The 22414-nt window shown below is 54.8% G+C and carries 18 protein-coding genes; 9 read left to right on the top strand and 9 right to left on the bottom strand.

All coding sequences use genetic code 11. The annotated features are described in order from the left end of the window. Positions 1-86 precede the first annotated feature (86 nt). Entirely contained in the window at positions 87-809 is a 723-nt protein-coding gene (locus tag PAGR_RS13175) for a glutamine amidotransferase (protein WP_014593482.1), read from the top strand. On the opposite strand, the gene PAGR_RS13170 is transcribed toward PAGR_RS13175, so the two are convergent. Beyond that, entirely contained in the window at positions 797-1360 is a 564-nt protein-coding gene (locus tag PAGR_RS13170; RefSeq protein WP_014606083.1) for a class I SAM-dependent methyltransferase, read from the bottom strand. The genes PAGR_RS13175 and PAGR_RS13170 overlap by 13 nt on opposite strands. A gap of 235 nt (positions 1361-1595) precedes the next feature. Between PAGR_RS13170 and exaC the strand changes: the two genes are divergently transcribed. From exaC to PAGR_RS13155, 3 genes are all read left to right on the top strand, one after another. Beyond that, positions 1596-3116, top strand: a complete 1521-nt coding sequence (gene exaC / locus PAGR_RS13165) for an acetaldehyde dehydrogenase ExaC (RefSeq protein ID WP_014606082.1) — start codon at positions 1596-1598, stop codon at positions 3114-3116. Between the two features lie 176 nt (positions 3117-3292). Continuing rightward, a complete protein-coding gene (locus tag PAGR_RS13160) occupies positions 3293-3484 on the top strand; it encodes a hypothetical protein (RefSeq protein ID WP_014606081.1) in 192 nt (63 codons plus the stop codon). A 467-nt stretch (positions 3485-3951) separates the two neighbouring features. Beyond that, positions 3952-5160 (top strand): cupin domain-containing protein, encoded by a 1209-nt coding sequence (locus tag PAGR_RS13155; RefSeq protein WP_014606080.1) that lies wholly within the window; start codon positions 3952-3954, stop codon positions 5158-5160. Positions 5161-5274: 114 nt separating this feature from the next. Here PAGR_RS13155 and PAGR_RS13150 read toward each other — a convergent pair whose 3' ends face one another. The 6 genes from PAGR_RS13150 to PAGR_RS13125 form a co-directional block, all read right to left on the bottom strand. Next, positions 5275-5964 carry a DUF4440 domain-containing protein gene (locus tag PAGR_RS13150; RefSeq protein ID WP_014606079.1) on the bottom strand — a complete coding sequence of 230 codons (690 nt, stop codon included), beginning with the start codon at positions 5962-5964 and terminating at the stop codon, positions 5275-5277. A gap of 57 nt (positions 5965-6021) precedes the next feature. Further along, positions 6022-6984 (bottom strand): alpha/beta hydrolase, encoded by a 963-nt coding sequence (locus tag PAGR_RS13145; protein WP_014606078.1) that lies wholly within the window; start codon positions 6982-6984, stop codon positions 6022-6024. Positions 6985-7108: 124 nt separating this feature from the next. After that, the gene (locus tag PAGR_RS13140) at positions 7109-8581 is read right to left on the bottom strand and encodes a glycoside hydrolase family 1 protein (protein WP_014593488.1); all 1473 of its coding nucleotides are present in this window, start codon (positions 8579-8581) and stop codon (positions 7109-7111) included. Between the two features lie 10 nt (positions 8582-8591). Further along, entirely contained in the window at positions 8592-10439 is a 1848-nt protein-coding gene (locus tag PAGR_RS13135) for a beta-glucoside-specific PTS transporter subunit IIABC (RefSeq protein WP_014606077.1), read from the bottom strand. A gap of 122 nt (positions 10440-10561) precedes the next feature. Continuing rightward, the gene (gene licT, locus PAGR_RS13130; RefSeq protein WP_014606076.1) at positions 10562-11416 is read right to left on the bottom strand and encodes a BglG family transcription antiterminator LicT; all 855 of its coding nucleotides are present in this window, start codon (positions 11414-11416) and stop codon (positions 10562-10564) included. Between the two features lie 354 nt (positions 11417-11770). Then, the gene (locus PAGR_RS13125) at positions 11771-12670 is read right to left on the bottom strand and encodes a LysR substrate-binding domain-containing protein (protein WP_026020934.1); all 900 of its coding nucleotides are present in this window, start codon (positions 12668-12670) and stop codon (positions 11771-11773) included. Between PAGR_RS13125 and PAGR_RS13120 the strand changes: the two genes are divergently transcribed. From PAGR_RS13120 to PAGR_RS13105, 4 genes are all read left to right on the top strand, one after another. Further along, positions 12644-14335, top strand: coding sequence for an NADH-quinone oxidoreductase subunit L (locus PAGR_RS13120; RefSeq protein ID WP_237711067.1), 1692 nt, complete (start codon positions 12644-12646; stop codon positions 14333-14335). The genes PAGR_RS13125 and PAGR_RS13120 overlap by 27 nt on opposite strands. A gap of 29 nt (positions 14336-14364) precedes the next feature. Further along, positions 14365-16902: a YbcC family protein gene (locus PAGR_RS13115; protein WP_014606074.1), complete on the top strand. Its 2538-nt coding sequence runs from the start codon at positions 14365-14367 to the stop codon at positions 16900-16902. Between the two features lie 609 nt (positions 16903-17511). Beyond that, entirely contained in the window at positions 17512-18630 is a 1119-nt protein-coding gene (locus PAGR_RS13110; RefSeq protein ID WP_014606073.1) for an alkene reductase, read from the top strand. 14 nt (positions 18631-18644) lie between these two features. Then, a complete protein-coding gene (locus tag PAGR_RS13105) occupies positions 18645-18959 on the top strand; it encodes an ArsR/SmtB family transcription factor (RefSeq protein WP_014606072.1) in 315 nt (104 codons plus the stop codon). Between the two features lie 230 nt (positions 18960-19189). On the opposite strand, the gene PAGR_RS13100 is transcribed toward PAGR_RS13105, so the two are convergent. Together PAGR_RS13100 and PAGR_RS13095 are read right to left on the bottom strand one after the other, a co-directional pair. Further along, the gene (locus PAGR_RS13100) at positions 19190-19669 is read right to left on the bottom strand and encodes a GNAT family N-acetyltransferase (protein WP_014593493.1); all 480 of its coding nucleotides are present in this window, start codon (positions 19667-19669) and stop codon (positions 19190-19192) included. 242 nt (positions 19670-19911) lie between these two features. Beyond that, complete coding sequence (locus PAGR_RS13095) at positions 19912-21051, bottom strand: YecA family protein (RefSeq protein WP_014606071.1); 1140 nt, start codon at positions 21049-21051, stop codon at positions 19912-19914. Positions 21052-21579: 528 nt separating this feature from the next. Between PAGR_RS13095 and PAGR_RS13090 the strand changes: the two genes are divergently transcribed. Next, entirely contained in the window at positions 21580-22410 is an 831-nt protein-coding gene (locus tag PAGR_RS13090) for a hypothetical protein (protein WP_014606070.1), read from the top strand. Positions 22411-22414: the final 4 nt, after the last annotated feature.

The raw sequence follows: 22414 nt of genomic DNA, 5'->3' as shown, positions 1-22414 counted from the left end.
AGCTCAAAAAATTCATAAGACATTTACAACAGTTACTGTCAGACTGATATTCCGAAACGCCAACCCTTTTGAGGATTCGATTCGGTATGATTTCTGCGCCTGCATTGCCCCTTGCCTTGATTCAGTTAGATGTTCCCCCCGCCAACGTGGTCGAGAAAATCGGTGAACAACCGGTATGGTTTATTGATGCCCTGAATTTACAGCCTGATGATTACGTTATTGTCCGTCCCCACTTGGGCGAAACGCTGCCGCAGTTTACTGATATTTCCGGTGCGGTGTTAAGTGGTTCCTGGGCAATGGTGACCGATCATGCTGACTGGAGTGAACGCACGGCGGCCTGGATTCGTGCCGCGATGGAGGCGCGTCTGCCGCTGCTTGGCGTCTGCTACGGCCACCAGCTGATGGCTTATGCACTGGGGGGAAAAGTAGGCGACAACCCTAATGGCTGGGAACGCGGTCTGATGACGTTAACCACCACTTCCCAGGCCCGCCACGATCCGCTGCTGGCCACGTTGCCGGAAACCTTCGAGGCCTGGCTTTCGCATCGCCAGTCGGTGATGACGCCGCCCGCGCACGCCACCGTGCTGGCCGTTTCGGACATGGACGGCTGCCAGGTCTTGCGCTATTCAGCCTGTGCGCTGTCGGTGCAGTTTCACCCGGAGTTTGATCGCCGCATTATGGATGCATGCCTGCCAGAAAATGAGGAAAATGACGGGACGGAACTGCAGGGGGCGGACTGGGCGCGTAGCCTCTTATACCATTTCTGGTTGCAAACGCGCCCGGCGGTTAAAAGCGCTCAGGGCGCATAGTGGCGGGTACAACGATAAACCCAGGCCGGCGGAACGTTTTTTAACACCCGCTGGCGCTCCCAGGTAAAGTAACGAGACAGATCGGGCTGGGTGAGCGACGTGTACTGAAACTGCACAAAAACGCCGTTCGGCCCCAGGGCATGGTACACCGCCTGTAGGATGGCATCCCGCAGTTCCGGCGACAGCGACAGCAGCGGCAGGCCAGAGAAAATGGCATCGTAGCTGCCGTTCAGGTACTCGGCCGAACAGGTCCGCACCGTCATTCGCTCGTCATTTAGCACGCTTAACTTTTGCGCCAGCGCGCTGCTGATTTCAAATACGTCCAGCGTCGCGTTCGGTGCCATCTGCGCCAGCAGACGACGCGTCAGAACGCCATCGCCCGCGCCCAGTTCGGCAACCCGCAACTGACCGCTCCACGCCACCGAGTCAACCATGGTGCGACACAGCGCATCAGAGGAAGGAGTAATGCTGCCCATTTTGCGCGGATTACGGATGAACTGGTGGACGAAATCTGCTTTAGCGCGCATTAAGGTGAAAGCCGAAGCTAACATGCTGACATACCTCCAGAGTAAACATATCCCCATATTGACCCCATCGTGCCTAAAAGTTTCCAGATAACTGGCGAAGCGGCAAAAAGTCGGAATTATCTGTAGTGGGCCCAGCGGGGATTTTCCTTCGTCGCGGTCACAGTTTAAGGACAACAAACCTGTCAGGCTGGCGCTGATCTAATATGTTAAAAATAGGTTTCATAGTTGTTTCACATCTTACTGCGTAAGGAGATTCAACATGCGCTATGCTGCTCCAGGAGAATCCGGTTCTCTCATCACGCTGCAAAAGCACTATGGTAATTTCATCAATGGGGAGTTCGTTGCGCCGGTCAATGGCCACTACTTCACCAATACCTCGCCCGTTAATGGTTCAGATGCCGGGGCGTTTCCCCGCTCAGACAAGGCAGACGTCGATAACGCGGTCGCTGCCGCTGCTGCCGCGGCGGATGCCTGGGGAAAAACCTCGCCTCAGCAGCGCGCCCTGGTGCTGCTTAAAATCGCCGATCGGCTGGAAGAGAAGCTGGAATACCTGGCGGTAAATGAAACCTGGGACAACGGTAAACCGGTTCGTGAAACGCTGGCCGCCGATATGCCGCTGGCGGTGGATCACTTCCGCTATTTTGCCGGTTGTGTCAGGGCGCAGGAGGGCAGCGCGGCGGAGATCGACGAATTTACTGCCGCCTATCACTTTCATGAACCCCTGGGCGTGGTGGCGCAGATCATCCCGTGGAACTTTCCGCTGCTGATGGCGGCATGGAAGCTGGCGCCGGCCCTGGGGGCAGGGAACTGCGTGGTGCTCAAGCCCGCGGAGCAAACGCCGCTGTCGATTACCCTGTTTGTTGACCTGATTAAAGATCTGCTGCCGCCCGGCGTGGTCAACGTGGTCCACGGTTATGGTAAAGAAGCGGGTGAGGCGCTGGCCTCCCATCCGGGCATTGCCAAAGTGGCATTTACGGGATCGACGGCGACGGGCGGCCATATCCTGGAACTGGCGGCGAAAAGCTTGATTCCGTCTACGGTCGAACTGGGCGGGAAATCGCCGAACATCTTTTTCGAAGATATCATGCAGGCCGAAGAAAGCTTTATTGAAAAAGCGGCGGAAGGGGTTGTGCTTGGCTTCCTGAATCAGGGTGAAGTCTGTACCTGTCCGTCGCGGGCGCTGGTGCAGGAGTCCATTTACGAGCCCTTTATGGCGGCAGTGCTTAAACGCATTAAAACCATCAAGCGCGGCGATCCCATGGATACGGAAACGATGGTGGGCGCGCAGGCTTCTCAGCAGCAGTTCGATAAAATTCTTTCCTATCTGGAGATCGCCCGTCAGGAAGGGGCCGAGGTGCTGATCGGCGGCGGTGTTGAGACGCTTGATGACACGCTGGCCAGCGGCTACTACATTCAGCCGACGCTGCTGAAAGGCAACAACAGCATGCGGGTATTCCAGGAAGAGATCTTTGGCCCGGTGGTGGGCATCACCACCTTCAAGGATGAGGCAGAGGCCATCGCCATCGCCAACGACTCCATCTACGGCCTGGGCGCGGGCGTCTGGACACGGGATATCAACCGGGCCTACCGCGTCGGGCGGGCAATCAAAGCCGGACGTGTCTGGACGAACTGCTATCACCTTTACCCCGCTCACGCGGCCTTCGGTGGCTATAAAAAATCAGGTATCGGTCGCGAGACGCACAAGATGATGCTTGATCACTATCAGCAGACGAAAAATCTGCTGGTAAGCTACAGCATCCAGCCGCTTGGCTTCTTCTGACCCTGTGCGGCGTGCCTTGTGCGCGCCGCTATTTTCCGTCTGTTGGCTGTCATATAGGCGTAATCTGCTTGTGACAGGTTAGTTAACAGCTATTATCGATCTATCGCAGCGAACATGCCGAACCTGAGTTGACTGTATGACCTGCTTCACTATGGATAACGGAACAGAGACAAGTTATGCAAAATCCTTATGAATATCTGAGTCTGATGGATGATGTGCTTGATGGACCGGAAGAGAGCATCATCATTGTTAATTTGCCCGAACGCCACCGGGCTTACCCGTTTTGTCCGCTGCAGGCTGAAGGTGCCGCCGCCTCAGCCCGCGCGCCTCAGGCCGAAGCCAGTCCGGGTCAGCATAGGTTCTTCTAGCGGCATTACCCTGTCGTCTGGCCTGCTCAGTGTTTGCCGGCCGGGCGCACAGTGCGCATTAAGGCCTTTCCCTTTACAACCCCTGCCGTTTCACTCGCTGCGCGTCATGCCTCGAACGCTGCTGGCTGCGACGGAATGATCCTCATCAGAGCGGTTTGTTTCTGACTTGCAACAGACAACGCCTCAGCCTGAACCTGTAACGAAGTATGATCGGCATTGATATTACCGTAACGCGTGAAAATGATCCTTTCGTGCCAGTTATGAGATTGAACCAATAAGAAAAGTTAACGCTTCCTCAATCACCGGTAAAAAGGTAGCACGGGTTGATAATTCCCGTACCCAATCGGCCATGCGGATGTCATCAAAATTTACATATCCCATAAATAAAATTTAACTTAGCCCGCTATAAATTTCTTAGGACAGCGCATGTCGTCGAATTTATCAGCAAGGAACGAGGTATTTTATTAATGAGTAAATTAACCCGAAGAAGCTTTATGGCCTTTGCGGCAGGCGGCACGGTCGCCCTGGCGGCCGGGCAGGTTCACGCACATGACAGCATTCAGTCCTTTTCCGGCGCTGGCAGAGATCCCGGCCCGCACGATCCCATCCGCGAAGCGGAAAATCCTGACATCGTAAATCCTCCGCCTACCGACAGCGGCACTTTGCCAAACCTGCGCTTTTCCTTCAGCGACGCGCACGTGCGTAAAAGCAGCGGCGGATGGACCCGTCAGGTCACCCAACGTGAGCTCGGCGTCTCCACCACCATCGCGGGCGTGGATATGCGTCTCAATGCCGGTGGCATTCGCGAGCTGCACTGGCACAAAGAGGGCGAATGGGCCTATATGACCTATGGCAATGCCCGCGTCACGGCATTTGATACCGATGGCACCTGGTTCGTGGACGATATTGGTGCGGGTGATCTATGGTATTTCCCGCCGGGCATTCCGCACTCTATTCAGGGGCTGGGGCCGGACGGCTGCGAGTTTCTGCTGGCCTTTGATGACGGCGGATTCGATGAAGACAGTACCTTCCTGCTGTCCGACTGGTTCAAACACATCCCGCCCGAGATTCTGGCCAAAAATTTCAAGGTGCCGGTCTCAACCTTTGCCAAACTGCCCTCGCCTGAAGATGAATACATCTTCGCCGCGCCGGTGCCCGGCAGCCTCTCATCCGTGGCGGTGAAAGGGGCAACCCAAGCCAAACGCACCTTTACGCACCACATGCTGGCGCAGGAACCGATCAAGGCGCCGGGCGGCACGGTCAGAATCACTGACTCTTCGACCTTTAAGGTTTCAAAGACCATCGCGGCCGCGCTGGTGGAGATCGAACCTGGTGGATTGCGCGAGCTGCACTGGCATCCGAACAACGACGAGTGGCAATACTACCTGGAAGGCGAAGGGCGCATGGGCGTGTTTGCGTCGTCAGGGCAGGCCAGAACCTTTGACTACCGGGCAGGGGACGTCGGCTATGTGCCGTTCGCGATGGGCCACTATGTTGAAAATACCGGTAAGGGGCCGCTGCGTTTCCTGGAGTTATTCAAAAGTGATTATTACGCTGATATTTCCCTGAATCAGTGGCTGGCCGGTACGCCGCGCGATTTGGTGAAAGAACATCTGCAGCTTGATGATGCCTTTATGGATGCGCTGTCGCTGCAGAAAAACCCTGTGGTGAAATAACGCTCATGGCCGCATGTCGGCCATGATTGTCAGAGCTTGTGGGTCTGTTTTACGGCTGCGTGGACAGCCCACGCTTTTTCCCCAAACCCCAAACCCCAAACCCCAAACCCCAGACTATGACCAGGCGGCTGCCGTGCTGCCCTGATGAAAAATCATCTGCCAGCCATGCGCTGAGGATAAAACCCAGTGGGACGAACGTAATGCGGCACGGCTGCCGTCTGGCTGCGCGGTGCGGTAAAGCAAAATGGCATGCTGGGTTCCGACCTCCATCAGTTGAAAGTCGCTGCTGATAATGGCCTGCGCGTTCTCTTCATTCATTAGCGCCGCGATGATTTGCTCACGGTTCAGCAGCGTGCCTGAAAGGGTGATCTCTTTAAATTCGGGATGCAGTCTCTGGTCAAGCCACGCTAAATCGTGGCGCTTTTCATGATGCAGACTGCATTCCAGCACCGTCAGGGCCGCCAGCAATGCGAGGTGAAGCGCACGCTCATCCTGACGCGGCGCGGAGTGGTGAATCACCTCAACCTGTGAATCGAGCTGAATCGCAGGATAATGTTCCTGCATTCCGGCCAGCAAGACCGCATCGGGCCATTCATCACCTTTGCCCAGATAGTGCGCGACGGATGACAGCGGCATGGTCACCACCTGCGCTACATCAACGATCACCCAGGTCGCAGGATCCTCGTTACTGACATAGCAAAGTGGTCCCGGCGTAATCTTCTGTTCCTGCCAGCGAATCGTATGGCGTTTTTCCCCCGCCCGCAGCGCTGTCATCAGGCGGGGTACAATTTTGAGCGTTTGCATCACGAAGCTCCGTGCGTTAACGGCGTTGCTCAACCCTGGCAGGATATGCGTCGCCCATCAACCTGCCGGGCAGGGATTAAAGCGCGACAGCCAGCACTGACGCAGTTCCCTGGCCTGCAGCGAAACGGCGGCCGTGTCGCTGGCATGGAAGCCATGAAAGGCACCAGGCCAGACGTGCAGCTCGACGGCAACGCCGGCACGGATCAGCCGTTGTGCATAATCGAGGTTCTCATCCAGAAACAGGTCCAGCGTGCCGACGCCGATCCAGACAGGGGGAAGCCCGGCAAGGTTGCTGGCGCGTGCCGGTGCGGCATAAGGCGAGATCGTTTCGCTGCCGGGTTCCTCGCCCAGCAGGGCGGTCCAGCCAATACGATTGTATTCTCGCGTCCAGATAAACTCGCCGGTCACGGGATTGGGATGTGTTTCCGTCACCGTGCGGTCGTCCAGCATCGGGAACATCAGATTCTGGAAGGCCAGTTTGGGGCCATTGCGATCCCTTGCCAGCAGCGCCAGCGAGGCGGCCAGCCCGGCACCGGCGCTGTCGCCCATTAAGCCGATATGTGCCGGATCGATGCCCAGCCTGTCGGCCTGGCTTACCATCCAGTTCAGCACCGCATAGCCGTCCTCCAGCGATCCGGGAAACACCGTTTCCGGGGCCAGGCGATAGTCCACCGAGACCACCACGCAGTTCTGGCGCAGCGCCGTGGCACTGGTCAGTGAAAGCGACTGCTCCGGGCTGCCGAACAGGTGACCGCCGCCATGAATGTGCAAAATGCCCATGCGCTTTTCAGCGGCGGTTACGGGCGTTATCACACAGACTCTGACGGGGGGACGATCGGGAAATTCAATCTGCTGCTCATGGATGTGAAGCCCAAGGTCGCGATAAGACTGAACCTGCTTAACGGCAGCATCCTGACGCTGTTGGCGCAGTGCCACAATCGTTTCAGGCGTAAGTGCCAGCGGCGCGCTGTTTGCGAGAATGGGAAGTAACTCGGGATCGACTAAATGCAGCGTGTTCAAATCATTCCTCTCCTGAGGCTTAAGTGGCAGTGAGCCGCTCTGCCGGGATGGACGACAGAGATTGAAATACACTGACCTGCTGACAGCGCCTGTCAGCAGGTCACCTCAGTGACGTTTAACCGGGTTAGCGGCGGAGGTCTTCGCCATTAGAGGCAATCAGTTTTTTATACCAGTGATAGCTCTTTTTCAAGGTACGTTTCTGACTACCGTTGCCCATATCATCCTGATCCACATAAATAAAACCGTAACGTTTAGACATTTGACCGGTCCCGGCACTCACCACGTCGATCGGCCCCCACCAGGTATAGCCAAAGAGCGCGACGCCGTCGGCAATGGCTTCTTTCATCTGTTCGACATGCTGGCGCAGGTAGTCGATGCGGTAATCATCATCAATGCTGCCGTCGGCCTTAACGGTATCCACCGCGCCCAGACCGTTTTCGGCAATAAACAGTGGCTTCTGATAACGGTCATAAAGCTGGTTCAGCGCCAGCCGCAGCCCTTTAGGATCGATTTGCCAGCCCCATTCACTGGTTGCCAGGTGCGGGTTACGTATTCCGCCGGTAATCAGGTTGCCCTGCGCGCCGGTCAGCTTTTCGGGATGGGCGCTGACGGTGCTGGACATGTAATAGCTGAAGGAAACGAAGTCTACCGGATGTTGCCGCAGGATCTCATCGTCACCCACGGCTTTGGTCAGCTGAACGCCTTTCTCCGCCAGCATTCTGCGGGCATAAGCCGGATAGTAGCCGCGCGCCTGCACATCGCTAAAAAACAGCGAAACGCGCTGCATCTCTTCACATGCCTGTACGTCATCCGGATGACAGGTATGCGGATAGAGGATCTGATAGCTAATCATACAGCCCACCTGAGAACCGGGAATTATCGCGTGGCAGGCCTTAGTGGCCAGCGCACTGGCGATAAACTGATGGTGCGCGCCCTGATATTTATCCTGCTCCAGATGAGGATGACCTTCCTCGATCACGCCGACGCTGACGTAAGGATGATGCTTCACGCAGTTAATCTCGTTAAAGGTCATCCAGTACTTCACCTTGTTGCGATAGCGGGTAAAAACCGTGGTGGCGAATCGCACGTAGAAATCCACCAGCTGGCGATTTGGCCAGCCGCCGTAATCCGTCACCAACGCCAGCGGCATCTCGTAATGCGACAGCGAGACAATGGGTTCGATTCCGTGCGCTAGCAGCGCATCCAGCACCTCATCATAAAACTGCAGGCCTGCCTCGTTAGGTTCGGCTTCATCGCCGCGCGGAAAGATACGCGTCCAGGCTATCGACATCCGGAAGCATTTAAATCCCATACCGGCGAACAGCGCGATATCCTCCCTGAAATGGGTGTAAAAGCCGTTGCCTTTGCGCTTGGGATAATACTTTTTACTGTCCGGGTTCTGCGCCTCTTCAACCTGCGCATGCGTCATGCTAAGCCACTGATCCAGCCACTGCGTGGGCGGTGTGGCCGCGTCGAAGGTATAAACATCGGACACCGATAACCCTTTGCCGCCGATATCCCATGCGCCTTCAAGCTGATTCGCGGCGGTGGCACCGCCCCACAAAAATCCTGCTGGAAAGGTCGTTGAACTCGTCATGCTTTGCTCCTTAAACCGCCGCGGCGGTGAGTGTCAGAAAGGCCTCGCGACTGGCGATATGCCCGGTAGCTTTCACCGGACGAATCTCGTCATAGCGCTCGCTGTTGGTCACAATGACGATCACGCTCGGATCAATGTTCTCCGCCTGAAGCGCGGCCAGATCGAAGGTGACTAACAGATCGCCCGTGCTGATCCACTGCCCGGGCTGGATATGGCTGGTGAAGTGGCGGCCGCCGAGTTTGACGCTGTCGATGCCAATGTGGATCAGGATTTCCACGCCGGTATCGCTTCTGAGCCCCAGCGCATGGTGAGTTTCAAACAGCGACTCGACGTGGCCGTCCACGGGAGAACGTAGCTCGCCACCAGAGGGATAAATAGCCAGCCCTTTGCCAAATATCTCATCGGCAAATACCGGGTCCGCCAGCGCATTCAGCGGTGTGATCTCACCACTGGCAGGCGCAAAAAGCGTCTCGGGTTCGTGGCGCCTGGCGCCGGATGCGGATGCCTCATCGGCGGCGGGCAAGTGGGCAGATTCATCAAAGCCCAGCATCACGGTGAGCAGGGCAGCGCTGCCGAAGGCGATCGCCAGACTGAGCAGGGCATAGATAAAGGTCGGGCCGACCAGCGCGGGGATGCCAGGCAGCCCGCTGAGCGCAAATGCATAGGTTTTTACCCCCATCGCCATCGCGAATGCGCCGCCGCAGGCCCCGCCGAGCAGAGCGGCGGCAAACGGGCGTTTGTAACGGATGTTGATGCCGTACATCGCGGGTTCGGTAATGCCCATCGCGGCGCTGAAGCTGGTGCTGAGCGCCAGTGACTTAAGCTTTTTCTCTCTGGCCCGCAGGAACACGCCGAATGCCGCACCGGCCTGGCCGAGATTCGCAACATAGAAAAGGATTTTAAACGGATCGAAACCCAGCTTGCTGATGTTGTGGATCATCACGGGCACCAGCACATAGTGCATGCCGGTAATAATAATCAGCGACAGGGTTCCGCCCACCACGATGCCCGCAACCATCCCCATGTTTTCAACCAGCCAGATAATGCCGCCGGTCAGCGCGTTGCCGGCAAAGATCCCCAGTGGGCCGATGGCGATAAGCGTGACAGGCGTGACGATCAGCAGGCTCAGAAGAGGAACAAACATGGTTTTCAGCGAGGCGGGCATCACGCTATCGATCAGGCGTTCCACGTAACTCAGTAGCCATATCGACAGCAGCACCGGAATCACCGTTGAGGCATAGTTCACCGCTGGCACGGATATTCTCAGGAAGTGGATCGGCTCACCGGCGTTGAACAGGGTTTGCAGGGCAGGGTGAAACAGCGAGGCCGCCAGCGCGACGGCAACGTAAGGGTTGGCACCAAACCGCGTTGCCGCACTGAACGCCAGCGCCAACGGCAGGAAGTAAAATACGCCATCGCTAATCGCCAGCAGGATCTGATAGCTCTGATTGTGCGGTTCGAGCCACTGAAAAGCCACCAGCAGCGCCAGGATCCCCTTGAGAATCCCTGCGCCAGCAATGGCGGGAATAATGGGCGAAAAGATGCTGGATAACCCTTCCAGCACTGCCGAGACCGGATTGCGGCGCGAGGTCGGGCGCGGCGGACTTTCTTTTAGCGATAGCTGGCTCATCAGCGCCTTGTACAAGGGTTCGACCTCATTGCCGATGATCAACTGAAACTGATCCCCAGAGAGGTTTACGCCAATAACGCCCTCCAGCGCGTCCAGCGCACCACGATCAGCCAGGCTGTTATCTTTAAGTAAAAAACGCAGGCGGGTAATACAGTGAAATAAAGACAGGACGTTATCTTTTCCGCCAATCAGGGTAATAATGCGTTGAGCGGTTTTGTGATAATTCATAAATCCCTCCAGACTGAAGTCAATATGACGTCATCCACAATGACCGGCGTTAACCGGCTGGATCGTTTTCTGGGGTTTGCCTGATTGAACAGTGACAAGCCGGAACCTGTTTTTAATACTCTTTACGGGGGTAAAACGCTGGGCGTGCTGCGCTGCACAATATTCTCGATGTGTACTGTCAAATAGAGTTTTTCAGAATGACTCATGCTGTGGTGGTAATGCTTTTTGACAAATTCATTGATGGCCTCAACGCATTTGAGCGTGCGGGCGTAACGCTGCTGCGCCAGCGCAAAAAATTCCTCATCGTTGTTATTTAACACCTCGCCATCGATGACCCGCTGAGCAAAAAATTTCAGGTGCGTAATGAAGCGCTGATAATTCAGGCTGTGCTCATCCATTGACAGGGTAAAAAAGTATTTTACGATGTGCTGTAGCTGATAGAGGAGTTGGGTAATTTTCGCGGTTTTTCCCAGCGTATCGTGAAGCCCGGCGTTGACGATATGCAGCGCAATGCTACAGGCTTCGCTGTCCGGTAAGAGCATACCGGTTCGGGCCACCACCATGCCCAACGCCTGACGGCCAATCGCGTACTCGGCGGTATAAAAGTGGCGCACTTCCCACTCCAGCGGATTAGTAAGCGGCGCGTTATTTTTATGGCGTTGCAGCGCGAAGTGAAGATGGTCGGCCAGCGTCACATACAACCCTTCGCTTAATTTATGGTTTAGCTTTTCGCGCGCCAGGCTGACAATATCGGCGGTAAGCTGAAGAATATCGATGGGCACTTCACTGACCAGATCTTTAAAGCGCGCAGAGATCAACGAATCTTCCAGACGAAATATCTTTTCTGCTTCGCTGGGGTGAATACGGGCACCGTGGTGTGTATTAAATCCCAGGCCGCGACCGGTTAAAATAACTTCAAGGCCGTTATCATCAACGGCACTGACCACATTATTATTCAGAATTTGTCTGACCAGCATCGCTCACTCCTGAAACAACATCGGGCAAAACATAAATACAGCGTTGAAGGGAAATTCCCCCAGCCTGCATTCAGGTTTTGCCCGATAATCGGTAACAAGCGTGATGCCGTTTTATCCTGGCACCAGGAAAATTGATATTCAATACGAAATTGTGCAGCGGGTTATCCGGCGCGCCGATTTGTGATCCGCTTTACGAAAAGTAATACAGGAAACGGTTACGCAAGCGGGGAATCCCACTTCAAATACGCAGACACAGACAACTGCCAGCAGAGAAATACGATAAGACTGACCTGCCGATCGTGGCATTTGCCCGCTCTTTGCCCGTTAGCAGGCAAAGAGCGATAGCGGTGATGCTTAATCGTGCGCCGGGCGTTTTTGGCCCGTCAGAAGTTGTTCAAGCACGTCGATACGATGCCGTTGAGGCGTCGTAATGGCGTAGAAGCGCTCCTGCAGATCCGCAGACTGGCCGACGGTGACGAGCAATCCGCTACGCAGTTCATCCTGAACGACGACCTCGGGCAATACGGTGAGCCAGCCGCTGTCACGCGCGATCAGACGCAGCATCGCCATGTCATCGACTTCAGCGCGCACTCTGGGCCTTACGCCCGCTGTGGAACACAGCGCATCAAACTGCGCGCGCAAGGCATGGCGTGGGCCGGGCAGGGCAATCTCCACGCCATCCAAATCTTCGGGGATGCGCAGACTGCGCGATGCCCATTTGCTCGCCGGGCCGACCAAAGAGATGGACTGACTGCCCAGAAACACGAAGTGCAAAGGGCGATCGGTATCCACGGGAACGGTTTCATTGGCCAGCACCACATCGAGCTGATGTTGCATCAACCTGACCAGCAGGCCTTCCAGTAATCCGGACTCCAGCGTCAGCACCACACCAGGATCGGCAAGTGCAGGTCGAATCCAGTTTTCCTGATAGTTGCGCGACAGGGTTGCCACGCTGCCCACGCGTAGCCGTGTAACACCGGCAGACCGGCCTTTTAAGCGTCCCAACATCTCCTGACTGAGCCCAAAGATGTTATCGGCATAAGCCATGACCAACTGACCTGTGTCCGTCAGGATCAGGCGGCGGCCTTTACGGATTAACAAACTTTCTCCCAGCCGGTCCTCAAGCTGTCGGATTTGCACCGAAACGGCTGATTGTGAGGTCGCCAGCTCTTCGGCCGCCCGCGTCAGGTGCCCGAGCCTGGCGACTCGCCAAAAATAGAAAAGGTGATGAAAGTTCAGCTGATTAAGATTCATTTGTTCTGTTTTAGGTATCAATTTATTCAAATAAATATATTTTACAGAATAGTAACCGTCAAGGAACATAGGCTCAGTCACATTCATAAGGGCTATGCGATGAATATCCTTGAAGTTTTATACCTGGTTTGTTTTTTAGCACCTGCTGTTTTAATGGCGGGCTTAGCAGGGCTGACACGTTTAAGTGGGATGTCTACAACGGCGCTGTGGCGTGTGCTGCAGATTGTGTCATATGGCGCCATTGCCTTCGCAGGCGTGTCCCTCGCCGCGGGCACCAGCGGGGCGCAATGGCCTGGTTTAGTAAAAGCAACGACGTTTGGCCTGGTGCTGGCTTTGCTGGTACAACTGCTTGGCAAAGTCATCGCATCATTTTCTGTGCGTTACCTTGAAGGCGAAGCGAACCAGCGGCGCTACATTGGCGCACTGTCCGCTGTACTGGGTAGTGTTCATCTGCTCCTGCTGGCCGATAACTGGCTGCTACTCATTGCCGCCTGGGCCGCTGTAGGCCTGGCGCTACAGCAGCTGCTTTGCTTCTATCCCGATCGCCCCTTTGCCCTGTTTGCGGCACACAAAAAGTATATTGCTGACCGGATAGCAGACGTGATGTTGCTCGGCGCTTCCGCGCTGGCCTGGTGGGAAGTGGGCAGTTTCTCGCTGTCAGCTTTGTGGGCGCACATTGCCCAGCTGGGGGCGTCCGTGCCCTTGCAGGCGAGCGCCGTTTTGCTCGTGATGGCTGTTATTCTTCGCACGGCCTTGCTGCCGGTGCATGGCTGGTTGATACAGGTGATGGAAGCCCCGACGCCGGTATCTGCGCTCTTGCATGCAGGCGTCGTTAATCTTGGCGGCTTTGTCCTGATTCGCTTCGCCCCGATGTTAGAACAGGCAGGCGCTGCGCGCGTGTTGTTACTGATTTTCGCGCTGACGACCGCTGTACTGGCAGGCATTGTCATGTTGACGCGCATCAGCGTAAAAGTACGGCTGGCCTGGTCCACCGTCGCGCAGATGGGCTTCATGCTGCTTGAGTGCGCGCTTGGCCTTTACACCCTGGCAGCTCTGCATCTCATTGGCCATTCGCTCTACAAAGCCCATGCTTTCCTGTCCGCTTCAGAAAGCGTAAGACAAACTCGCCAGCAGACGCTGCACCGGACCTCGTTGCCCGGCACCGTGAGTGTGATGCTCGCCCCAGTGCTGACGATTTCAGCGGTGTTTCTGGTGTTGAGGCTGGCAGATCTGGCCGCCTGGCCCTGGTGGTGGAGCGGGGTGTTGGGCATGGCGTGGGCGCCCTTGCTGTGGTTGCCTGATGCGCAAGACGACGGCGCTTCACCTGCCTCACAGCTTCTTTTCGGGCTCTTCACTGTTATCGGCCTGTCGATGATTGCCCTGTTTCTGCATGCGCTGCCGCTCGGCCTGCAGGATGCCCCCGATGAACGTCTGGGCCTGATCGCGCTGACAGGAATGGCGGCCTTGTATCTGTGCCAGGTGTTGCTGCAAAAGCAGCCACAACGCCTGTCGCGCTGGCGTCGCTGGAGCTACGCGGGGTTTTACCTGGACGAAGCCTATACGCGCCTGACGCTGCTCCTGTGGCCAACGACCTGGGCATCCGGCAATGCCACGCCCGTTAAACCTGAAATGCCTGATGCACCTGTTGCTGACAGGCCGCGCTGAATAACACTGACAACCCGGAGCGTTTCCTGATGGATACACTGACCAACAAAGAGAAATCCGTGTCGGCGAGCCTGACGCAATCCGCACGCAATGCAGATTCACGGCAGGCCGCCATTGAGCAAGCTTGCCACCGCGCCTGCCAGGCGATTGCACCGGCATGGCCACTGGATCGCGCCATCGCTGTCAATCCTCATTGGGCGCGTATTGGCATGCCGGTGCGCAGGGTGGCCGCGCGCATGGCTGCGCTCGGCGGTATTCAGGTTTTCCCACCGCGCGATCGGCAGATGCAGGCCTGGCGTGAGGGGCGTATTAGCGTTGCCGATCTCACCCAGGCGCTGCACCAGCTACCTGAGGCGCAAGCGGCCGGCCTGACGGTTGAACAGTGCACGCAGGCGCTACAAGCAGGTAGCCTGCAAGTACAGTTACCGCTGCTGATCGATGTGCTCGACAACGATCCCCATCGCCACAAAAGGTTATCCTGGCGGCAAGCCATCACGCATCAGGTTAGCCAAACCTGTGCGGCTTACTTCGACGAACACCAGGCGAGCTGGCAGCCCGAGCGTCATCAGGGCTTATATGCCTTCTGGCTCGACACGCTGAAGCACGACCATGGCATTGGTCTGTTAATGGGCTTACCGAACATCAGGCAGGCTATCAAGACGTTACCGGATAACGCCGTGGACGCTGGAGGCTGGGTCATTGAGCGGCTTGGCCTGCCTGAAACCGTGTGGGCAGATTATCTGGAGTCGGTGCTGCTTACCGTTAATGGCTGGGCCTCCTGGTGCGCGTATCTCGGCTGGCAGGCGGGGTTGGCGGGCGGTAAGGATGCGCACCTGCGCGAGTTACTGGCTATTCGTCTGGCCTGGGGCATCATCCTTTTAGAATGCAAAGATGATGCCGCCACCCGGCAAGCATTTGCTTCCCTTCAGCAGGCCTGGGCTCAGGCTCCTCACTTGCTGGAGGAGACCGAATACGCGATGCGGGTTGACGAAGTGTGGCAGCTGGCGCTGGAGATTGGCTATCAGCGTGAGTTGGCGCATCGGCTGGCCACGGCTAAGGGGCAGGATGTGGACGCTGAGGCGATAGAAGTCCAGGCCGCTTTCTGCATCGATGTTCGCAGTGAACCGTTGCGCCGCGCCCTGGAGGCCGCGAGTCCTGGCGTTCAGACGCTCGGCTGTGCGGGGTTCTTCGGCCTTCCGGTTGCGTACACGCCTCTTGCTACCCAAGCCCGGCGCCCCCAGTTACCCGGCTTACTTGCGCCTTCCATCGACGTCAACGACCGAATTGTGAGCGCGAATTCGACGCCATCCCGGGCCGATACAGCGCTGCAAAACGCAGCCAGCAGATCGCGTCAGGCCCGATTTGCCATGGCCGACCAGTGGAATGCCGTTAGCCACTGGCCCGGTGCCGCCTTCTCCTTTGTGGAAGCGGTCGGACTGGGCTACTCCGTCAAGCTGGTGAAGGGGTTACTGCCGGGCAAAAAAGCACGTGCCAGGGACGATCTGGCTGGCCTGGCTGCGCGTTACCGTGCGATCTGCCGTCCACAGTTGGTTGGGCTGAATACAGAGGCTAAAGTTAAGCTGGCGGCGGGGGTTCTTCATGCCATGGGCCTGGCGCAACGTCTGGCTCCGACAGTGCTCCTTGTCGGTCATGGCAGCCAGTCAGCTAACAATGCTCACGCAGCGGCACTGGACTGTGGTGCCTGCTGTGGCCAGACCGGCGAAGTGAATGCGCGCAGCCTGGCCCAGTTGCTCAATGAACCGGCGGTTCGCCAGGGGCTGAAGTTACAAGGCGTGGACGTTCCTGATTCAACGGCGTTCGTGGCTGCGCTGCACAACACGACCACCGATGAAATCGAGTGGTTCGATCTCGACCTCCTGCCCCAGGCGGCGCGTGCACGCTGTGAAAGGATACAACCGATTTTTCATCAAGCCTGCGATCAGGTACGCCGTGAGCGAGCGCCCGGCCTGCAACTGGACCCGCAAGCACGTGAGGATGTGTTACTGGGTCAGTTACGCCGTCGCGCTAACGATGGCGCGCAAACCCGACCTGAATGGGGACTCGCTGGCAACGCTGCCTTTCTGATCGCGTCGCGTCACCATAGCCGCGGCGTAGTACTGAGCGGGCGCAGTTTTCTGCATGATTACGACGCCAGTCAGGATGTTGACGGTAGCCTGCTGGAGGGCTTAATGACCGCTCCGATGCTGGTTACACACTGGATCAACTGGCAGTATCACGCATCCACTTGCGATCCGCAGCGACTGGGCAGCGGCAACAAGGTGCTGCATAACGTGGTGGGTGGACGCCTCGGTGTCTTTGAGGGCAACGGCGGCGATCTGCGCATCGGCTTGTCACGCCAGTCGCTCCACGACGGCGAGCGCTGGATGCACGAGCCGCTGCGCCTGACAGTGGTTATCGACGCACCGCAAACGGCCATTGAAGCGGTAATCGGAAAGCATGAGGTCATCCGGCAACTGCTGGATAACGGCTGGCTCCATCTGTGGCGCTTTGAGGCGGCAGGTTTGGCGCGCTATGCGCGCGGATGCTGGCTCGCGTTGGACCTGTAGCGTACCTGAGGTCGTATTCGCCCCGAGCCGTTTGCTGGAAATCGAGCGGCTGCCTGTTCAGGGCAGCCTCTGCAAACGGCTGTTACCGCCCCTGAAGATACCGGATGCCGTGCCGGTACACATCTTCAGCCACTGCCGATGTACGGGGGATGACAAACGGCCCTAATGTTCTGTCGTGTTTGAGACGCTTAATCCAGGCTTGCTGACCTTTTGCCCCAGATAGGAATTTTACCGAAAAATACAGGCTGCTGGATTAAGTCGCCCGGCAGAGATCAACCGCGCCCTGCAACGCTGCGTGAGTGCGGGATAATCAGCATCAGGGGGCGCAATTTCTGTGGATGTCGTAGATACCAACGCATCGGCGATCACTTCGCACCAGGCGCAACGCCTGCGCCGCACGACATCAGCTTAAGAATGCACGCGGGATCGTGTTCGCTGTGCGCGAGGAGGAGACATCCACCGTTTTCCTGATGCGGATAGCGGTTTTGTTGGCGTCTTCACTGACGCATTAACAGGGAGCAGGGCGGTATGACCGCACAAATTACACATTTACAAATTTAAATGTGTAAATATAATGTTGTCTTTCTTTCTTCTCACAGGATAATTGTTATGTCGTCTCTCTTCGCGCCCCTGACGCTGGGTGATCTCAGCTTGCGTAACCGTATTGCGCTCCCACCGCTAACCCGTTGCCGCAGTGAGCAGCCGGGCAACGTACCCGGCACAATGATGGTGGACTACTATCGCCAGCGTGCCAGTGCGGGATTTATGGTAACCGAAGGGACGCAAATTGAGCCACGCGGACAGGGATATGCCTGGACACCTGGCATTCACAGCGAAGCACAAATCGCGGGTTGGCGAAAAGTAACCGACGCCGTTCATGCAGAAGGTGGGATCCTCTTTTGCCAACTCTGGCACGTTGGTCGCGTATCGCACAATGAACTGCAGCCCGGAAAGCAGCCACCTGTTGCACCTTCAGCCGTTGCCGCCAGCGGCGTACGGGTGTTTATCGAAACCGGGCCTGGTGCCGGTATTCTGACGGAACCCAGCATGCCGCGCGAGTTAACCACATCGGAAGTGAAAGCGATTGTGGCGATGTACCGTACGGCGGCGGAGAATGCTAAAAAAGCGGGCTTTGACGGTATCGAACTGCATGCCGCCAATGGTTATCTGATCAATCAGTTTATTTCTGAACATACTAACTTCCGCACCGATGAATATGGCGGTTCGCTTGATAACCGCCTGCGCTTCCTGCGTGAAGTTACCGAGGCCGTGAGTTCGGTGTTTGGCAGTCATCGTGTCGGCGTGCGTTTCGCGCCTCTGTTCTCAAGCACAGAGGAAGAGCGCGTTTATCTGGGGCTGGTGGAGAGCGATCCGCAGGCTACCTACCTCCGTGCGGCCCAGATGCTGAACGCGCTCGAAACGGGATATCTCTCCATCGCCGAAGCTGACTGGGACAACAGCCCGGATATGCCTGAAGATTTTCGCAAAGCGCTTCGCGAAGCCTTCCGTTCGCCCATTATGTATTCGGGCCGTTACACCAAAGAAAAAGCCGAGCGCATGCTGGAAAAGGGATGGGGAGATCTGTTTGGCTTCGGGCGCACGTTTATCGCTAACCCCGATTTACCGGCGCGTTTCAAAATGGGCTATCCGCTGAACGACGTCGATAGCGCCTCACTGTATGGTGGAAGCCAGAAAGGCTATACTGACTATCCTTTTTATTCTGCTTGAGGTTTGAAGACGGCATGACACCCGAAAATGCCATTAAATTACTGGCCAACCCGACACGGGTTGCGGTGCTCAAATGGCTTAAAAGCCCTGACGAAGCCTTTGCTGATTATTCTCAGCTCTATCCCTTCGATCAGTACGGTGTCTGTGCCAGTCTTATTCAGGACAAAGCGGGCCTTTCACAGCCCGCTACCTCACTGTGTCTTAAAGCGCTGCATGATGCCGGTCTGCTTGAGGCCAGTAAGGTAGGCAAATGGACCTACTATCGCCGACGCGAACAGGCGGTATGCGAGATGAATGAGGCGATCATCAGGTCTCTCCAGCAGCTGTAGGCGGCTTCTCAAAGAGGAATGACCCTCTTAAAGCAGTGCATCAGACATTAAAATCACCCGCATATGCGCACCTTCGCTTGCGGCGCAACGCTCACAGACTCGTGGAGAAACGCTCACAAAGCGCCCACAGTAGACTGGATGGATGCCGGAAGAGCAGGGGATACAGGCCGTTAACGTTTAATGTATGGTCAGATAAAACGTTAACCGTCCCGCGATATTTCCTGTCGCTTTCAGGCCGCGTCCGGGCAGGGCAGGCTGAGAACCATCACCGTAACAGATTCACCCGCTACGAGACGTTGTTCACGTTCTTTCCAGCCTAAATTCCGGTAAAGCGCCTGCTTGTCAGGCGTATAGAGCCAGAGTTCAGAAATATTTCTTTCAGTAGCTAATTCAACGATGCGTTTTATTAATGCAGAGCCTATCCCCTTGCCACGATGCGTAGACCGGGTAACAACTTCGCCTAACCAGTATACGCGCTGGGGGTTATCTATAAGTTCATAAAGGATAAGGCTACCAGTAGCAGTCACCTTATTCTCAGCGTCCAGGGCAACCAGGGTAAACTGCTCTGTGTCTGAACTATTACGCTCGGTAAGACGCGTAAGTATCTGCCTGGATTCCGACCATGAAGACAGGTGAGACCACTCATCAAACAGTAACTCCGTCGTCTGATTAAGATAGTCCGGGTCATCCATAAGGTATTTGATGTACATTTTAGACCTGATAATCAACAATTTAATTTTGTTATAACGTCTTCAGGTTCACGTTTCCATTAGATTTATTATCAGGTACGTATCAGTTTGACAGCCTGCAAGCTTCTTTATATTCAATTAAGAGAATTAGACTTCCCGCTTCTGGCATAAGGTAGACAGGCTGACTGAGCTGAAGGTCCGCTATGAGCGAGGAGCGGACGCAAAACATCAGTTTCCCCCTTTTTCCATTGGCGTGAAAACATTCAGCTGGAAATCTCGCTGTTGCTGCACCTTATCTCTGTAAGCACAACAGCATTATAATCAACGGAATGATCGACCCGTGATATAGGGCTACCAAAAAATTCAACGCCCGACATAATCATATTGCAGATATTCTCTCGCTGTTTATTACTGAGGCTGTCCCACCAGTCAGGAGATGAGTATGTATTTTCAGCTTTTGTGAAGAAAAAATACAGGAGAGTGGTGAAAATCCTGTCTGCTGAAATCTTAATCAGTGATCGTATAAAACGTCTGATAATTGCTGAAGTTCCTAGCCAGCTGAATACTATATATCCTTTACCTTCGCCGGAAAAAGCATTGAAGCAGACCTGTTCCGCCGACACGTTAAGATCGTTCAAATCCTGAATCTTAGTGCCATCGAAATCCCTCTCTGGTGACAGAATTGACGAAACCGCAATGGGTAATGGATCTGAAAAAGTGAAGATTACACTTTCAATTTCTGAAAACTGTCTGCTAAGAAGAATGCGGTCGAGGTTAGTTTTAAGATTACTAAGTTCATTTATTGCTGCATTCAGACCGCTTTGATGCAAGCTGACATATTCCTGAATATTAAGCTGATCGGCCTGTGGCTTACCTTTATCGGCATTTCTAGCAAAATCGGAAGACCGCCGCCCCCCCTCCTTGGCATAAATTTCTTTAGACAACGAACGAAACATTAGTGCAAAACACTGCTCATCCGTGCCTGTAAATTTTTCGTTCTCTAGGCATGAAAATAAGACTCTGTCGTGAACTGCACAAAATCCGGTGAAAGTGGATGCCTGATTTATACCGATCTTCTCGGGAATCCATCTTCCTTTGTTTCTCATTAGGCTCGGAAGGTTCATTACTACGCCCATGACATGATTACTAGAATCAGCAATCGCTTTAAGGCTGCTGCTCTTTGACAGCGTATGTGCCTGAACGATGCGTTTATCACAATCTTCATGCATGGATGCTGGCGCATAACACGCCTTCCTCTGGGAATTAGACTTTGAAAAGTTCAGGGCTTCGGCTTTGGATACCGGAGTTTCACGGTCTCGATCGAGATGGCATTTTTTATACTTAATTCCTGAATTGCACCAGCACTTATCATTTCTTCCTATCTTCACTTTATCGTTTTCCACGCAATTAATGCTCTAACAAAAACATTCACTGAAATTAGGTATAATTTACCACTCCGGCAGCTAAAAGATCACCTACTACATGCTTAGGAATAAATCTTCTTGGTACCACTATTGCTATCTATTCTTAAATCAGGTGTTGCCTATGTGCGAAGGGTTGGCGAAGTATAGCTGCCGAAATGTGTGGCCTTACCCACCAATAGTGAACAAGCAACTATACGTGAATTCCCCCCCCTAAACCTAAGGTTAATGACTCATGGTAATACAATATTATCCTGCATTAATGACCAATCCCGTATGTTAAATTTTTCTCGATCAAACGACCGCTCTTGGCACATTACGGAAGCCGAGGATATAGGGTACGTCGGGATATGGGGGGTATCGAAATCCGCCTGTGCGAGCAGGGACGGAGCTTCGTTAAGCCGCTTAACCTTAATGTTAATGGATTTATACAATTAGTAAGGATACGCAAAGCTTTTATTTCTCTCTGAAGAAAAGTGATAGCGTCAGATCAAAACACAGGAGAGACAGATGAGTTTACCAATGCCATGGAGTTTAGCTGGACGCCTCTTCAAATGGGGCAGGGAAAAGATCACACGATTATGGTTACTGAAAACCTATCAGAAATCGCATGAGTATAAATTCAAGCGCTATCAGTTAGGCGCATACTGGAAACCACTGGGTGAGTATTTAGAGTACTCGGTGCGGCTTGCTCATTCAGCCGATCATGAGTCGGTTAAATCCCGCGTGGCGTTCCGGGCAAAAGGGGAGCTTGTGGAGAACCTCTCGCTTTATTTTGAGGCGTCAGGGCATGGTATCCGTTACCAGCAGAAAATTGAGCTGGTCAATCTGGACCAGTCCGTGCTGATTGTTAACCTAAACCAGATACCACGTCAGGAACTAATGGAGGTTTCTGAACGCGGAATTTATTTTTCAATTACTGAAACACAGTTTATTCAGTGCGTCATTACGCTACCTCGTGGCAAAAAACAGGCATCTTTTAACTCACAACGGTTTTCTCTGATGCATGGCTGGATGTTAAGAGACACATGGGAAAGACGCTGGGGCGTGGTTTGGAACTGTAATGCAATTGAGGACGCAAAAAATGAAATGAAGTCATACTGGCGCTGGCGACTGGGAGAATACCGCTATTTCTCGCTTAACTATCCGAGATTTAGACCCCTTACTTTGAATGGTGTGTTCCGAAAAGGCCTGTGTAGACTGCTTATTAACCCCTATTTTATAACGCTGCAGTTCTGGCTGGCGATACACTCCGGGCGATATGCTCTGGGCGATGGCAGGCTTATGTTTAGCCGTAAGAGAATTAAAAAAATGAAGTTACGTAAAACGGCAAGGCTCTGATTTC

The organism is Pantoea ananatis PA13, assembly GCF_000233595.1.
GTDB lineage: Bacteria > Pseudomonadota > Gammaproteobacteria > Enterobacterales > Enterobacteriaceae > Pantoea > Pantoea ananatis.
The sequence above is the reverse complement of the archived record's forward strand: the minus strand, read 5'-3'. Positions and strand labels throughout refer to the sequence as shown.

Coding starts and splice junctions, on each gene's coding strand:
- PAGR_RS13175 (WP_014593482.1), top strand. CDS start 87: ATGATTTCTGCGCCTGCATTGCCCCTTGCCTTGATTCAGTTAGATGTT.
- PAGR_RS13170 (WP_014606083.1), bottom strand. CDS start 1,360: ATGTTAGCTTCGGCTTTCACCTTAATGCGCGCTAAAGCAGATTTCGTC.
- exaC (WP_014606082.1), top strand. CDS start 1,596: ATGCGCTATGCTGCTCCAGGAGAATCCGGTTCTCTCATCACGCTGCAA.
- PAGR_RS13160 (WP_014606081.1), top strand. CDS start 3,293: ATGCAAAATCCTTATGAATATCTGAGTCTGATGGATGATGTGCTTGAT.
- PAGR_RS13155 (WP_014606080.1), top strand. CDS start 3,952: ATGAGTAAATTAACCCGAAGAAGCTTTATGGCCTTTGCGGCAGGCGGC.
- PAGR_RS13150 (WP_014606079.1), bottom strand. CDS start 5,964: ATGCAAACGCTCAAAATTGTACCCCGCCTGATGACAGCGCTGCGGGCG.
- PAGR_RS13140 (WP_014593488.1), bottom strand. CDS start 8,581: ATGACGAGTTCAACGACCTTTCCAGCAGGATTTTTGTGGGGCGGTGCC.
- PAGR_RS13135 (WP_014606077.1), bottom strand. CDS start 10,439: ATGAATTATCACAAAACCGCTCAACGCATTATTACCCTGATTGGCGGA.
- licT (WP_014606076.1), bottom strand. CDS start 11,416: ATGCTGGTCAGACAAATTCTGAATAATAATGTGGTCAGTGCCGTTGAT.
- PAGR_RS13120 (WP_237711067.1), top strand. CDS start 12,644: ATGAAAGTTCAGCTGATTAAGATTCATTTGTTCTGTTTTAGGTATCAA.
- PAGR_RS13125 (WP_026020934.1), bottom strand. CDS start 12,670: ATGAATCTTAATCAGCTGAACTTTCATCACCTTTTCTATTTTTGGCGA.
- PAGR_RS13115 (WP_014606074.1), top strand. CDS start 14,365: ATGGATACACTGACCAACAAAGAGAAATCCGTGTCGGCGAGCCTGACG.
- PAGR_RS13110 (WP_014606073.1), top strand. CDS start 17,512: ATGTCGTCTCTCTTCGCGCCCCTGACGCTGGGTGATCTCAGCTTGCGT.
- PAGR_RS13105 (WP_014606072.1), top strand. CDS start 18,645: ATGACACCCGAAAATGCCATTAAATTACTGGCCAACCCGACACGGGTT.
- PAGR_RS13100 (WP_014593493.1), bottom strand. CDS start 19,669: ATGTACATCAAATACCTTATGGATGACCCGGACTATCTTAATCAGACG.
- PAGR_RS13090 (WP_014606070.1), top strand. CDS start 21,580: ATGAGTTTACCAATGCCATGGAGTTTAGCTGGACGCCTCTTCAAATGG.